Raw genomic sequence first — 13,401 nt, forward strand, 5'->3', positions numbered from 1 at the left:
CGGTCGAAGGCCTGGAGATTCCGGCCCTGATGGCCGATCTCGGGCGCCGGGCGCGCCGGGCGGCGCGGCGCCTCGCAACGGCCACCGCCGCCGAGAAGGAGGCCGCCCTGAGGGCCATGGCAGCCCGGATCCGGGCGCGGGCCGGGATCATACTGGCGGCCAACGAACAGGATCTCGCCGAGGCTCGGGGAAGGGGCCAGACGGCGGCCTTCCTGGACCGCCTGACCCTCGATCCGCAAAGGCTCGAGGACATTGCCGCCGCCGTCGAGAGCATCGCGGCTCTGCCGGACCCGGTGGGGAGGGTGCTGGCTTCCTTCGAAAGGCCGAACGGCCTCCTGATCGAGCGGGTGGCGACCCCCCTCGGCGTCGTGGGAGTGGTCTTCGAGAGTAGGCCCAACGTGACGGCCGATGCGGGAGCGCTCTGCCTGAAGGCCGGCAATGCAGCGATCCTGCGCACGGGGTCGGAGAGCTTCCGGACCTCCCGCGCCATCGCGGATGCCATGGGCGAGGGCCTGGCCGAGGCCGGCCTGCCCGCCGATGCCGTCCGCCTCGTTCCGACCCGGGACCGGTCCGCGGTCGGTGCCATGCTCGCAGGCCTCGACGGAAACATCGACGTCATCGTTCCCCGCGGCGGCAAGAGCCTCGTCGCCCGGGTCCAGGCCGAGGCGCGCGTGCCGGTCTTCGCTCATCTGGAGGGCATCTGCCACGTCTTCGTCCACGGCAGGGCCGACCTTGCCATGGCGCAGCGCATCGTCCTGAACGCCAAGATGCGCCGCACGGGCATCTGCGGATCGGCCGAGACGCTCCTCGTGGACCGCGCCTGCGCCGGAATCCACCTGAAGCCCCTCGTGACCATGCTTCTCGACGCCGGCTGCGCCGTCCGCGGCGATGCCGCGACCCAGGCGGCCGACGGGCGCGTGACGCCGGCGACGGAGGAGGACTGGCGGACGGAGTACCTCGACGCGGTCATTTCCGTGCGGGTGGTCGACGGCCTCGACGAAGCCATCGAGCACATCGAGACGTTCGGCTCGCACCATACCGATTCCATCGTGACCGAGGATGCCGCTGCGGCAGAACGGTTCCTGGCGGAGGTCGATTCCGCCATCGTGCTCCACAATGCCTCGACCCAATTCGCCGACGGCGGGGAGTTCGGCTTCGGCGCCGAAATCGGCATCGCGACCGGGCGCATGCATGCCCGCGGCCCCGTCGGCGTCGAGCAGCTCACCTCCTTCAAGTACCGCATCCGCGGCACGGGCCAGACGCGTCCGTGACGTCGCCGCCCTCGAAGTTCCGCCTGAGGCCCTCGGGCCTCGCCCGGCTGCCCGTGGCGCTGCCGGGGATGCGGATCGGCCTCTATGGGGGCTCCTTCAACCCCGCCCATGCCGGGCATCGCCTGGTGAGCATGCTCGCCCTCAAGCGCCTGCGGCTCGACCGGGTCTGGTGGATCGTCACCCCCGGCAATCCGCTGAAGGACATCGGCGAGCTCGCATCGACCCGCGAGCGCGCCCGGGAGGCGCGGCGGGTTGCCGCCCACCCCCGGATCGACGTGACGGTCTTCGAGGAGGCCATCGGCGCCCGCTACACCATCGACACCCTGGCCTATCTTGCGCGGCGGCATCCGGGCGTCCGCTTCGTCTGGATCATGGGGGCGGACAACCTGGCCGGTTTCCACCGCTGGCGCGGCTGGCGCCGGATCGCCGCCACGATGCCCTTCGCGGTCGTCGACCGGCCCGGCTGGACTCTGAAGGCCATGAGCTCGAGGGCTGCGATGGCCCTTGCCGCGGGCCGGATCCCCGAGAGCGCCGCCTCGGCTCTCGCGGATCTTGCGCCCCCGGCCTGGGTCTTCCTGCACGGTCCGCGCTCTTTCCTCTCCTCCACGGCTCTGCGGCGGCTGCGGCGAACTTCTCCTTCGGGGGGGCGTTGAAACCAGGTGCCGTTCGACATTATCTTAAGGTCACGGCGCAAGATGTGGCGCTGGTTGAAAGGGTCTGAACCTGAACCGACTATCTTCGATTGAAGCGGATCGGAATCCGCTTCCCCCTCTCTCCGGAGCGGAGGCTCCGCAGGATGAGGACATCCGGGCCGTCGCCCTGGCCAGCCTCGAGGATATGAAGGCCGAGAACACGGTCGAAATCGACCTCGCGGGCAAGACCTCCCTCGCAGACACCATGATCATCACGTCGGGCCGCTCCCACCGCCATGTGGGCGCGATCGCCGACCGGCTGATCAAGGATCTGAAGGACAAGGGCTTCGGGAACGCCCGCGTCGAAGGCCTCCCCGCCTGCGACTGGGTGCTGATCGATGCCGGCGACGTTCTGGTCCATATTTTCCGTCCCGAGGTGCGTGGCTTCTACAACCTCGAGAAAATGTGGGGCGCCGATCGTCCGCAGGACCGTGCGAGCTGACGGGAACTTCAGGCGTTGCGACTGAGCATACTGGCCGTGGGCCGTCTCAAGAGCGGCCCCGAGCGGGAGCTGGTCGAGCGCTACAGGCAGCGGATCGAGGCCATGGGCCGCAGTCTCGGCCTGACGGGGCTCGAAATGGTCGAGCTTCCGGAAAGCCGGGCGCGCCGGGAGGACGACCGTCGGGCCGAAGAGGCGGCCGCTCTGTTGGAGAAGGCCGGCGCGGCCTTTCTGGTCGCCTTCGACGAGCGCGGCAGGAGCCCATCGAGCGAAGCCTTCGCCGAGCGGCTGCGGCAATGGCGGGACGAGGGCTGCCCCGGTATCGCCTGCGTCATCGGCGGTCCGGACGGGCTCGATCCCGTCATCCTCAAGAAGGCCCGGGCGGTGATCTCCTTCGGAGCGCTCACCATGCCCCACCAGATCGTGAGGGCGCTCGTGGCCGAGCAACTCTACAGGGCGCTGACAATCATCGCCGGCCACCCTTATCATCGGGCCGGTCACGACGATTCCTGAGGAATGGCGCTCATCCGGTTTTCCTTCCCCGGCAAGACCCTGGGCCTTGCCGCATCCATCGCCATCGTTGCCCTGGGGGCGGTGCAGGCCCAGCAGGTCCCTGCGCCTGCGCCCGCCGCTCCCCCTGCCGTCCCTCCGGAGACCGCGGAGCAGAAGGCCCAGCGGGAAAAGGACCTCAAGGTCCTGGAAGAGGCCATGGCCGCCAGCGCGGAGGCCCGCCGGAAGCTGGAAGCCGAGATCGCGGAGATTGCCGCCGACCGGACCAAGCTCAATACGGCCCTGATCGACACGGCAGGCCGCATCCGTGCGACCGAAGACCGCATCCGCGACGTCGAGCAGCGGCTGCAGACGCTGTCCGCGAGCGAAACGGCCATCCGGCGCTCTCTCGAAGGACGGCGAGGCGTAATCGTGGAGGTCTTCGCCGCGCTCCAGCGCATGGGACGCCGGCCCCCTCCCGCCGTCCTGGTCCGGCCGGAAGACATGCTGGAGGCGGTCCGGGCGTCGATTCTGCTCGGCGCGGTGCTGCCGGAGCTGAGGACCGAAGCCGAGGCTCTCGCATCGGACCTTGCGGAACTCGTGCGCCTCAAGAACGCCATCGTGACGGATCGCTCGACCCTGGCCGCGGAACTGAAGGCGCTCAATGGCGAGCAGGAACGCCTGACGGCCCTCGTCGAGGCCCGTCAGAAGCGCATCGCCGAGGTGGAGCGGAGTGTCGGCGCCGAAAGGGAAAAGGCCGCCGCCCTTGCCCGCCAGGCCGGGACTCTCAAGGAATTGATCGACCGGATGGAGAAGGAGATCGCCGGCGCGCAGAAGGCCGCCGAGGAGGCCAGGAAGGCGGCCGAGGCGCAGGAGAAGGAGGCCAAGGCGAGATTTGCCCAGGCAGCCTTCCAGGATCCCGCCCGGCTCGCTCCGAAGATCCCGTTCTCCGAAGCCAAAGGCCTGCTTCCCCGTCCCGTCGGCGGGGAGATCGTCCAGGAGTTCGGGGTCTCCGACGGCTACGGCGGAACGACGCGCGGCATTTCGATCACCACGCGCCCGCGAGCGTCGATCGTCTCTCCGGCCGACGGCTGGGTTGCCTTTGCCGGCCCCTTCCGGTCTTATGGGCGACTCTTGATCATCAATGCCGGCGGGGGGTATTATTTGCTTCTGGCCGGGATGGACCAAATCAACGTCGATGTCGGGCAGTTCGTGCTCGCTGGCGAACCGGTTGCCACGATGGGAGAGACCTCTCTTCTCTCTCTGGCCGGCGGTGCCATGGAAAAGAACAATCCGATTCTCTATGTAGAGTTCCGGAAAGACGGCAGTTCGATCGATCCCGCTCCCTGGTGGGCGAAATCGCAAGGCGAGAAGGTTCGCGGATAATGCGCAAAGTGTCCCTGTTAATTCTTGGTGCGGTCATCGGCGCCGGCAGCATGTCGGTGGTGTCGCAGACCAGCCTGCTGTCCTCGACGAGCGCGATCGCTGCCTCCGCGGATACCTACCGGCAGCTGAGTCTCTTCGGTGACGTTTTCGAGAAGATCCGGACGGATTACGTCGAGAAGCCCGACGAGTCGAAGCTGGTCGAGGCCGCCATCAACGGCATGCTGACCTCCCTCGATCCCCATTCCAGCTACATGGATGCCAAGAGCTTCCGCGACATGCAGGTGCAGACCCGCGGCGAGTTCGGCGGGCTCGGCATCGAGGTGACGATGGAGGACGGCCTCGTGAAGGTCGTGGCGCCCATCGACGACACTCCCGCCTCCCGCGCCGGCATTCTGGCCAACGACATCATCACCCAGATCAACGGGGAGCCGGTTCAGGGGCTCAACCTGAACCAGGCCGTGGACAAGATGCGCGGCCCGATCAACTCCTCCGTGACGCTCAAGATCCTGCGCAAGGAATCGAAGGAGCCGATCGAGGTGAAGCTCACCCGCGAGACCATCAAGGTCCGCCCGGTGCGCGCGCGGGCCGAAGGCGACATCGGCGTTCTGCGCATCACCCAGTTCAACGAGCAGACCTATGAGGGCCTGCGCACGGGCATCGAGAAGCTGACGAGCGAGATCGGGGCCGACAAGCTGGCCGGCTTCGTCATCGACCTTCGCAACAACCCGGGCGGTCTCCTGGATCAGGCGATCATGGTGTCCGACGCTTTCCTGGACCGGGGCGAGATCGTCTCGACCCGCAGCCGCAATCCCGAGGATACCCAGCGCTTCACCGCGAAGCCGGGGGACCTCACCAAGGGCAAGCCGCTGGTGGTGCTCGTGAACGGCGGCTCCGCCTCCGCCTCGGAGATCGTCGCCGGCGCGCTGCAGGACCACAAGCGCGCGACCGTGATCGGCACCCGCTCCTTCGGCAAGGGCTCGGTCCAGACGATCATCCCGCTCGGCGGCAACGGGGCCGTGCGCCTGACCACCGCCCGCTACTACACGCCGTCGGGACGCTCGATCCAGGCCAAAGGCATCGATCCGGACAAGGAGGTGCTGCAGGACGTTCCGGACGAGCTGAAGGGCAAGGACGAGACCAAGGGCGAGGCCGGTCTGCGCGGGCACCTGCAGAACGGCAGCGACAAGGAAGAGCGCGGCGGTTCCTCGGCCTATATCCCGCCGGATCCGGCGAAGGACAAGCAGCTCCTCGCCGCCTACGACTTCCTGCACGGCGTGCGCAAGGGCGCCGCGAACGCGACCAACGTCCCGAACTGATCGCGGAAGCATCTCTCGCCGTTCAACGGGCCCGGCGGCAGAACCGCCGGGCCTTTTCATGTTGCGGGAAGAAGGCGGTGTGGAAAGGCTTGTGCAACACGGAGCGTCGCGGCACTCTTGGCGCCTGCGTCGGAACCGAAGGCATCGATCGTGCGATCATAATGATCCGCCGGCTGCCTCGAGCCGGACAAGCACGAACGGAGGATCGGGTCGGATGAGAAGCGCCAAGGGATTGCAGGCCAGAACCGATCTTCCCTATCGCGCCTGCGTCGGCGTCATGCTTCTCAACCGCGACGGCCGCGTGTTCATCGGACGGAGGCGATCCGACGGGGGAGGAGATCAGGTCGCCGAAGGTTACGCATGGCAGATGCCGCAGGGCGGGATCGATCCCGGCGAGGAGCCCTATCAAGCGGCGCTGCGGGAGCTCTACGAGGAGACGAGCGTGCGCTCCGTGAAGCTCCTGGCGGAGGCGCCCGAATGGTATTCCTATGACCTCCCCTCCCTCGTGGCCGGGCGGGCCTGGCGCGGGCGTTATCGCGGTCAGACGCAGAAGTGGTTCGCCTTCCGCTTCGAGGGCGAGGAGAGCGAGATCGACATCCATCGCCCCGGCGGAGGGCGTCACCGGCCCGAATTCGACGAATGGCGCTGGGAAGACATGAGGCGCCTGCCCGAGCTGATCATCCCCTTCAAGCGGCCCGTCTACGAAAACGTGGTCAGCGTGTTCGGCCATCTCCAGAAAGGCGAGACGCGGGGCTGAGGCTTTCGACGCGGATGTCGGGACGCAGCGCTCCATGAGGGCCGCCTTGGAGGGCCGCCTTGGAGGGCCGCCTTGGAGAGCCGTCTTGCCGGAGCCGCGGGCAGGATGATATCGAAAAATATTCCCAAGCTCGGCGCAAGAGGCCCGCATGATCCGGCTTGCCATCATCCTCATGGGTTTCGAAACCATGCGGCGTCAATGGCGGCTGCTGGCTGTCCTCGCGGGAGCCTGGCTCGCACTGGGCCTGGCGATCATGCTGGATGCCGCCGACGGCGTCACGGTCGTCGTCACCGAGACCTTCGGCTACCTCCTGGTTGCGGAAGGCCTGACGGCCCTTGTCGTCACGGCAGGGCTCGGGCGCAGGAGAGGGCGTTTCTTTCTTGCGCGTGCGCTGGTGATGCTGACGCTCGGGCTCCTGATCGTCGATCTGCCCTGGCGCAACGACATCGCCAACAGCCTGCTCTTCGGCATCGCCTTTCTCCTCGACGGGGCCATCCGGCTGATCGCGGCCTCCTTCGTTCGCTATCCGCGGTGGAGAACGGTCGCGGCGGTGGCGCTGGTCGAAATCGGCCTGGCGGTGCTCGCCTTCACCAGCTGGCCCATTTCCTACACGAAGACGGTGCCCTTCTGCATCGGCGTCGCTCTCTTTCTTTCAGGATTCACTTTCTTCCGGCTGGCGCTTGGGCTGCGCGGCCTGCCGCCACGGCCGGGCTCCTGGCCCCTGCTGGCTCGGTCGCGGTGGCTGCCGCCTCCGCACGATCCCTCGGCCTTCGCCGGGCAGGAGGCGCCGGAATTCCTTTTCGTCCGCGTCTGGACGCCGGTCGGTGCCGCCGGCGAGGTCCGCCCCCGGCCCATGTTCGACCGCTATATCGCGGCAGTCGACCGTAACGGCGTGGTCTCGACCGGCCATGCCGCCCTCGAATGCGGGCCGGACGTCTACATCAGCCATTATCCGGCTGTGGAGATCGATCGGAACCTCGGGGAATTCTCGCGCGTGGTCCGCGCCGACGCCGCCAACGATGTGCCGGGGCGTTTCCAGCCCTCCTACGAGCACGAGGCCGCGAACTGGTGCGAGGCGGATGCCGTGGTGAAGTTCCGGCGTTTCAACGCCGCCAAGCTGCGCGCGGTCTGGGCCGCTTACCGGATGGACAACACCTACAACCTGACGAACCGCAACTGCTCCGTGGCCGTGGCCGTCGCCCTGGAAGCCGCCTTGGAAGGGGTCCTCGGCACGGACAAGGTCTGGCGGCGGTTCCTGCAGCTCCTGGTCAATCCCGACCTCTGGCTCGCCGCGGTGCTGCGGGAGCGTGCGGAGGCCATGACGTGGACGCCCGGGCTCGTGCTCGATTACGCGCGCGCCCTTCGGCGGGTGGTGCACCCGGCAGGAGTGCACTGGCCGATGCGCGTGCAGAACATGCTCCGCGAGCACCGTCGCGTCCGCGCGGAGGAGAAGGCGGCCCTGGCCGCCTGAAGTGCTGCGGATGAACCTCGCATTCGCCTCCGGGTCCGGGGCGGAGCCGGGTTCCGTGCAGCCCGGGAATCGAAGCAGGGATGCTGTGACGGCGGCCGTGCGCAAGGCGCCGCGGGTCGATCCCCGCGAGGCCAGCCGGACCCAGGCCCGCAGGGCGTCTTTCGTCGATGTCGGGCCGGACGCGATGCCCCTGCTTCCGCCATGGTTCGCGCCGCCGCTGCCCGGAACGGTCGAGACAAAGCCGCACGCGTGTCGCGTCCGGGCGATGGAATGGATGAACCCGCGCCTCGGCAGCTCTCGCACGAAGGCTCGCTGCGCTTGGTCGAGACGACCCCTCGGATCGCCCGTTCTTCGACGTAATACCGAATTGCTACCGCCGCATCCTCCGGAAACATGGCCTGAGAGGGCTTTTGAAGGGAGTCTCTTGCCCGGCAGGCCGGCGGCCATTCGCTTCGCCGCAGGCGACGGCCTGCCGTCGGCAAGACGACCGTGATCGTGGATCGAATGGGCGGAGGGGAGCGGCATGCTGAGGTGGACGGCGGCATGGCTCCTGCAATCCGTGTGTCGGTCCGAACCGGCCATTGTCACCATCGTCCTCATGCTCGCTTCGACCGTCCCGTGTGGCGGCTCGGTTCCCTCCTCCGCTGCCATGGCGGGAGTGTCCGGCTTGCGGTTTGCTGCGCAGCCGGATCGATCTTCTGCGGAGGAAAATGCAGGCACCGTTGCCGGTGCGTCCGGGGACACGCTGCGCAGCAGCCGGCCCTTTCCGAATTCGACGAACACGGGGGTTCCGTCTGGTGTGACGCTGACGCCGTCGGGCGGTCTGACGGTCACGAAGGCCGGAGCGGTGATTGAGGGCCTGAACATCACCGGTCCGGTGATCATCGAGGCGCCGAACGTGACGCTGAAGAACTGCAAGATCACGTTTACCGGCTACTGGGGCGTGTACATCAAGCCGGGCGTCACCGGCACGATCGTGCAGGACAACGAGATCAACGGCACCGGCACCAACAACGAGGGCTCGCACGGCATCCTCGGCACCGGCACCTTCCTGCGCAACAACATCTACAATGTCGAGAACGGGATCACCCTCAACGGCGGCGACACCACGATCCGCGACAACTACATCCACGACCTCAAGGCGTCGGGGGCGCCGCATTACGACGGCATCGAGGTCGACGGCGGCATTTCGAACGTGACCATCGAGCACAACACGGTGCTCAACGACCACACCCAGACCTCGGCGGTGATGATCGACAACTACTTCGGGCCGGTCTCCAACGTGAAGGTCGACAACAACTACCTGGTCGGCGGCGGCTACACGGTCTATGTCGACGGCCAGTTCAACGGCGGCTCCATCTCGGGCGTGTCGGTGACCAACAACTACCTCGAGAAGGGCTATTACGGCTATTACCTGGTCCGCAACAACGATGCCACCGTCAGCGGGAATGCCCAGGCGCCGGCACGCCGCGCACCGGCCGTCGAGAAAAGCCTCCGTTGAGGGGGCCTGCGGCCGGCTTTCCGGGCAAGCCCACCTCCCGCCGCCTTCCTTGCCGCGCCGTTGCCCATCCGCGGACTATGCGCCGCGGCCGGCTGCCATGTGTTCAGGCCCATCGGCGCACTCGATAGCATGGACCATGGCTTCGACGGCGTCAGCTTGTTCGAGGCCGCTCTCGCGCACCAGAGCCCGCCATGTAAAGAAACTGAGTGCCAACCGCAGCACGCCGTGCTGCGTCACGCTCAATCCGGCGCCGAGCACCTCATGGTAGGCGGCCATATAGGGCCCGAAGCGCAGCTCGCTGATCTCTTTTGTCAGGGCATGATTCTCGGCGTCGCGGAGCACGCAGGCGGCCATTTCGGCGTTGCGTTCGTACCAGCCGTAAACCGCACCAAGGCCCGCCCGGAGCCGGCTGCGCCGGTCCGCGATGCTTTGCCATGCGGCGGCCTCGGGCAGGGGATCGCGCTCCAGGGACAGCCCTGAGCAAGCCATGTAGAGGCTCCGCTCGTCGGGAAAATGTGCATAGAGCGTGTGCCGCTGAACGCCGGCGCGCTCGGCCACCATGCTGAGGCTGGTACGCGCCGGCCCGACGCTGCTGTGCAGCTCCACGGCCGCCTCGACGATGCGCTGCCGGGTTTCCGCCTGTTTCTCGGCGCGGCGCTTGAGGGTGTAGGTTCGGCTCATATTAATTTCATTGCACAGCTATGTGCATCCATATTGACAGGCGCCCTGAATTTAACTACACATCTATGTATGGCCAAATCCGATCCATGTCCAACGCTCGACGGGACTGAAGGCGGCCACACCGATGCTCGCGTGGAGGACGCCATGGAAACCAGGATCGGCGAGATCGCCGTCCTCACTCACCGGCTCTCGACGTAGGTACCGGACATCGGGATGTCGGGCGGCTTCACCTTGTTCTCGCGGACAAGCCGCTTCCATTCCACCTGAACGCACGTCGGAGCCAGAGGGGATTTGGCCGCTGCGCTCGACGGCATGCACCGGAATTCGGCAGGGCGTGGTGCGCTGCCGAGGCAGAGGAGTAAGAGCTATGTCAACGCCTGCCCTTCGCATCTTTACATTCAGTCCCGACTGGGGACTGCCGGCCGGAGGACCATTCGATCTCAAGCTCCTGGCCTGGCTCAACCTGGCTGGGATCCCCTACGAGCAGGTCTTCCAGGACGACACGCGGAAGGGCCCCAAAGGCAAGAACCCGTGGATCGACATGGACGGCGAGAGGCTCGGGGATACCGAGATCATCATCGACCTGCTCGGCAAGCGGTTTGATGTGGACCTCGATCGGGGCTTGACGCCCGAGCAGAGAGCGTTGGGCCATGCCTGGCGCAGAACGTTCGAGGAGCACTTCCATCAGGTGCTGGAATGGGAGCTTCTGGTCCACCCGGCTGGGGCTGCCTACATGAAGACGAGCCTGGAGGCCAAGATGCCTCCGGTGATCGGGACATTGGTGTTCACCATGCTGCGCTCGCGCATGCGCAAGCAACTCCACGCACGCGGCCTTGCGCGGCATTCTCCTGAGATCATCAGAATGAAGGGCTGCGCCGATGTGGACGCGCTCGCCATCTTTTTGGGAGATCGGCCCTATCTTGTGGCGGATCGGGCGACCTCATTTGACGCTGCCGTTTTCGGACTGCTTGCTCCGATGGTCTACTGGCCAATGGATACGCCGGTCGCTCAGCATGTACGATCTGTGCCGACCATCAAGGCCTACGTCGATCGTATGAAGCAGCAATGTTTTGGCGGTAGAGGGGTCTCTGCGTTCCGTGCAGCGGCAGCTTGACGATCGTTAATCGGCGCTGCGGCTGACAGCCCATCGCAGGCGGTGCCTTGGGCGCTCTCCTTCTCCCCACCTTATGCCCTGGTTGGAGCTGAGGCGCCCCGGTCGAGCGGGTTGAGTCAAGAAGGCCCGCCGGTTTGGGTGCCTGAGTTTAACGAAGAATCTGGGGCGCTTCTAGCATTGCAGGGGTGCCCTGATGATCCCAGAGGCATTCTGGAATGGGTCTGCAATGGAGGAATATTCCATCCTTCAGGGGCGAAGGGTGGATCTTTACGGTCAGGAAGCCGGAATCGAGCAAACGAAAAGCCACGACGTACCGCCTCATGTATCACCATGAACGCCGTGCAATGTCCTCTAAGAGGCTGGAAGCAATGGCAAAACCAAGAGGATCTTGGTGCCCCTGGCCGGGATCGAACCAGCACTCCTTGCGGAACTCGATTTTGAGTCGAGCGCGTCTACCAATTCCGCCACAGGGGCAAGGCTGAGTGCCGAGGTAACACGGGCCAGGAAGGGCGGTCAATGTGCCGGGCAACCGCGACGCCGGAGCCCCCTCGCCACCGGGCCCGGCTTGTGCTCAAAGGGACGGGGCCCGAAAGGGCCGACAGTTCCCGATGCCGGATCGCCATGCTCAGACGCCTCTATGACTGGACCCTTTCGCTTGCGGGCAAGCCGTCGGCTCCCTACGCCCTGGCGGCGGTGTCCTTCGCCGAAAGCTCCTTCTTTCCCGTGCCGCCGGACGTCATGCTGGTCCCGATGATGCTGGCCCGGCCGGACCGGGCCTGGTCCTATGCCGCGATCTGCACGGTCGCCTCCGTGCTCGGGGGCGTTCTCGGGTATTTCATCGGGCTTCTGCTCTACGATTCCCTGGGCGCCTGGCTCTTTCGGCTGTACGGGCTCGCGGAGGGCGCGGAGGCCTTCCGGCACGGTTATGCGCAGTACGGTCACTGGGTGATCCTGCTCAAGGGCCTGACGCCGATCCCGTACAAGCTCGTGACCATCACCTCGGGCTTCGCCGGCTACAGCCTGGGCTGGTTCGTTCTGCTCTCGGTCCTGACCCGCGGCGCCCGCTTCTTCGCCATCGCCCTGCTCATGAGCCGCTTCGGCCCGACGATCAAGTCGGTGATCGACCGCCACTTCAACCTGGTGGCTGCGCTGGCCGTTGCGGCCTTCGTCGGCGGCTTCGTCGCCTTCCGCTACCTTTTCTAGAGAGGTCCCCATGCGCTCCCGTCTCACCATCAGGCAGGCGGCTCTCGTCGTCGCCCTGGCGGCAGCGGCCACCGTGGGCGGCGCGCTCGTATTCCAGCACGTGTGGGGCTATCAGCCCTGCAAACTCTGCCTGGAGCAGCGCAACCCCTATTATCTCGGCATCCCCCTGGCCCTGGCGGCTGCCATTGCCCCTCCGCGCTGGGGACGCATCGGCCTTTGGGGCCTCGCCCTCGTCTTTCTGGTCAGCGCCGGGATGGGGGCCTACCATGCCGGGGTCGAATGGGGCTTCTGGCTCGGGCCGAGCGACTGCGGCGGCGGACCTTCGGTCGGCGGCGGGAACGTGGGAGACCTCCTCGGCCAGCTCTCCAACATCCGGGTCGTGAGCTGCAGCGAGGCTGCATGGCGGTTCCTGGGGCTGTCCCTGGCGGGGTGGAACGCCCTGATCTCGGTGGCGTTGGCGCTCTTCGCCGGGGCGGCTGCCTTGCGGGCAAGGGCCGGGGCGTAGCGGGCTAAGGCTCGAGTTCGCTGTCCCAGTAGAGATAATCGAGCCAGCTGTCGTGGAGGTAGTTCGGCGGGAACAGGCGGCCGTTGGAATGCAGATCGTGCAGGGTCGGCGCGAAGGGGTGCTGGCGAGGCCACATCTCGACCTCGTGGGGCATGCGGTCGCCTTTTCTCAGATTGCAGGGGGCGCAGGCGGCGACCACATTCTCCCAGGTCGTCTGGCCCCCTTTCGAGCGGGGAATGACGTGATCGAACGTCAGGTCTTCGTGGGCGCCGCAATATTGGCAGGTGAAGCGGTCGCGCAGGAAGACGTTGAAGCGGGTAAAGGCCGGGTTCCGAGAGGGTTTGACGTAGGTCTTGAGAGAGATGACCGAGGGGAGGCGGATTTCGAAGCTCGGACTTCGGACGACCTTGTCGTATTCCGAGACGATGTTGACCCTGTCGAGGAACACCGCCTTGATCGCATCCTGCCAGCACCAGATGGACAGGGGATAGTAGCTCAACGGCCGGTAATCGGCATTGAGGACGAGGGCCGGGCAGGCCTCCGGGCGCACAACAGGCTGGACGTGTATCGTCACAT

Annotated in this window: 14 protein-coding genes and 1 tRNA gene; 12 read left to right on the forward strand and 3 right to left on the reverse strand. The window is 66.4% G+C overall.

From position 1 onward, the window contains the following. Positions 1 to 29 precede the first annotated feature (29 nt). The 9 genes from GDR74_RS03315 (at position 30) to GDR74_RS03355 (ending at position 9,322) form a co-directional block, all read left to right on the forward strand. Positions 30 to 1,271 carry a glutamate-5-semialdehyde dehydrogenase gene (locus tag GDR74_RS03315; protein WP_246180238.1) on the forward strand — a complete coding sequence of 414 codons (1,242 nt, stop codon included), beginning with the start codon at positions 30 to 32 and terminating at the stop codon, positions 1,269 to 1,271. Then, entirely contained in the window at positions 1,268 to 1,924 is a 657-nt protein-coding gene (locus tag GDR74_RS03320) for a nicotinate-nucleotide adenylyltransferase (protein ID WP_152584977.1), read from the forward strand. Before GDR74_RS03315 ends, GDR74_RS03320 begins: the two co-directional genes overlap by 4 nt. 151 nt (positions 1,925 to 2,075) lie before the next feature. Next, positions 2,076 to 2,405, forward strand: a complete 330-nt coding sequence (gene rsfS / locus GDR74_RS03325; protein ID WP_152584978.1) for a ribosome silencing factor — start codon at positions 2,076 to 2,078, stop codon at positions 2,403 to 2,405. Between the two features lie 15 nt (positions 2,406 to 2,420). Continuing rightward, on the forward strand, positions 2,421 to 2,915 hold the full coding sequence (gene rlmH, locus GDR74_RS03330) for a 23S rRNA (pseudouridine(1915)-N(3))-methyltransferase RlmH (RefSeq protein WP_152584979.1): 495 nt from the start codon (positions 2,421 to 2,423) through the stop codon (positions 2,913 to 2,915). A 3-nt stretch (positions 2,916 to 2,918) separates the two neighbouring features. Further along, positions 2,919 to 4,277, forward strand: coding sequence for a murein hydrolase activator EnvC family protein (locus GDR74_RS03335; protein ID WP_152584980.1), 1,359 nt, complete (start codon positions 2,919 to 2,921; stop codon positions 4,275 to 4,277). Then, on the forward strand, positions 4,277 to 5,593 hold the full coding sequence (locus GDR74_RS03340; protein ID WP_152584981.1) for a S41 family peptidase: 1,317 nt from the start codon (positions 4,277 to 4,279) through the stop codon (positions 5,591 to 5,593). Before GDR74_RS03335 ends, GDR74_RS03340 begins: the two co-directional genes overlap by 1 nt. Before the next feature lie 214 nt (positions 5,594 to 5,807). Then, positions 5,808 to 6,350 carry an RNA pyrophosphohydrolase gene (locus tag GDR74_RS03345; protein WP_152584982.1) on the forward strand — a complete coding sequence of 181 codons (543 nt, stop codon included), beginning with the start codon at positions 5,808 to 5,810 and terminating at the stop codon, positions 6,348 to 6,350. A 148-nt stretch (positions 6,351 to 6,498) separates the two neighbouring features. After that, complete coding sequence (locus GDR74_RS03350) at positions 6,499 to 7,821, forward strand: HdeD family acid-resistance protein (RefSeq protein WP_152584983.1); 1,323 nt, start codon at positions 6,499 to 6,501, stop codon at positions 7,819 to 7,821. Positions 7,822 to 8,620: 799 nt separating this feature from the next. Then, complete coding sequence (locus GDR74_RS03355; RefSeq protein WP_246179835.1) at positions 8,621 to 9,322, forward strand: right-handed parallel beta-helix repeat-containing protein; 702 nt, start codon at positions 8,621 to 8,623, stop codon at positions 9,320 to 9,322. Between the two features lie 75 nt (positions 9,323 to 9,397). On the opposite strand, the gene GDR74_RS03360 is transcribed toward GDR74_RS03355, so the two are convergent. Further along, positions 9,398 to 10,003, reverse strand: coding sequence for a TetR/AcrR family transcriptional regulator (locus GDR74_RS03360; protein ID WP_152584984.1), 606 nt, complete (start codon positions 10,001 to 10,003; stop codon positions 9,398 to 9,400). A 367-nt stretch (positions 10,004 to 10,370) separates the two neighbouring features. Here GDR74_RS03360 and GDR74_RS03365 point away from each other — a divergent pair, with 367 nt between their 5' ends. Continuing rightward, a complete protein-coding gene (locus tag GDR74_RS03365; RefSeq protein WP_194164613.1) occupies positions 10,371 to 11,117 on the forward strand; it encodes a glutathione S-transferase family protein in 747 nt (248 codons plus the stop codon). A 389-nt stretch (positions 11,118 to 11,506) separates the two neighbouring features. Here GDR74_RS03365 and GDR74_RS03370 read toward each other — a convergent pair. Beyond that, positions 11,507 to 11,591: transfer RNA gene (locus tag GDR74_RS03370), tRNA-Leu, on the reverse strand. Positions 11,592 to 11,738: 147 nt separating this feature from the next. Here GDR74_RS03370 and GDR74_RS03375 point away from each other — a divergent pair. Together GDR74_RS03375 and GDR74_RS03380 are read left to right on the forward strand one after the other, a co-directional pair. After that, positions 11,739 to 12,320 (forward strand): YqaA family protein, encoded by a 582-nt coding sequence (locus tag GDR74_RS03375; RefSeq protein WP_152584986.1) that lies wholly within the window; start codon positions 11,739 to 11,741, stop codon positions 12,318 to 12,320. A 10-nt stretch (positions 12,321 to 12,330) separates the two neighbouring features. Continuing rightward, positions 12,331 to 12,825 (forward strand): disulfide bond formation protein B, encoded by a 495-nt coding sequence (locus GDR74_RS03380; RefSeq protein WP_152584987.1) that lies wholly within the window; start codon positions 12,331 to 12,333, stop codon positions 12,823 to 12,825. Positions 12,826 to 12,829: 4 nt separating this feature from the next. Here GDR74_RS03380 and GDR74_RS03385 read toward each other — a convergent pair whose 3' ends face one another. Beyond that, positions 12,830 to 13,399, reverse strand: a complete 570-nt coding sequence (locus tag GDR74_RS03385; RefSeq protein ID WP_152584988.1) for an HNH endonuclease — start codon at positions 13,397 to 13,399, stop codon at positions 12,830 to 12,832. Positions 13,400 to 13,401 lie beyond the last annotated feature (2 nt).

It is taken from the genome of Microvirga thermotolerans (assembly GCF_009363855.1).
Taxonomy (GTDB): Bacteria; Pseudomonadota; Alphaproteobacteria; order Rhizobiales; family Beijerinckiaceae; genus Microvirga; species Microvirga thermotolerans.

What these genes read in the sequence shown, in the direction of transcription:
- GDR74_RS03315 (WP_246180238.1), top strand. Translation starts at nt 30, where the DNA reads ATGGCCGATCTCGGGCGCCGGGCGCGCCGGGCGGCGCGGCGCCTCGCA.
- GDR74_RS03335 (WP_152584980.1), top strand. Translation starts at nt 2,919, where the DNA reads ATGGCGCTCATCCGGTTTTCCTTCCCCGGCAAGACCCTGGGCCTTGCC.
- GDR74_RS03340 (WP_152584981.1), top strand. Translation starts at nt 4,277, where the DNA reads ATGCGCAAAGTGTCCCTGTTAATTCTTGGTGCGGTCATCGGCGCCGGC.
- GDR74_RS03345 (WP_152584982.1), top strand. Translation starts at nt 5,808, where the DNA reads ATGAGAAGCGCCAAGGGATTGCAGGCCAGAACCGATCTTCCCTATCGC.
- GDR74_RS03350 (WP_152584983.1), top strand. Translation starts at nt 6,499, where the DNA reads ATGATCCGGCTTGCCATCATCCTCATGGGTTTCGAAACCATGCGGCGT.
- GDR74_RS03360 (WP_152584984.1), bottom strand. Translation starts at nt 10,003, where the DNA reads ATGAGCCGAACCTACACCCTCAAGCGCCGCGCCGAGAAACAGGCGGAA.
- GDR74_RS03365 (WP_194164613.1), top strand. Translation starts at nt 10,371, where the DNA reads ATGTCAACGCCTGCCCTTCGCATCTTTACATTCAGTCCCGACTGGGGA.
- GDR74_RS03375 (WP_152584986.1), top strand. Translation starts at nt 11,739, where the DNA reads ATGCTCAGACGCCTCTATGACTGGACCCTTTCGCTTGCGGGCAAGCCG.
- GDR74_RS03380 (WP_152584987.1), top strand. Translation starts at nt 12,331, where the DNA reads ATGCGCTCCCGTCTCACCATCAGGCAGGCGGCTCTCGTCGTCGCCCTG.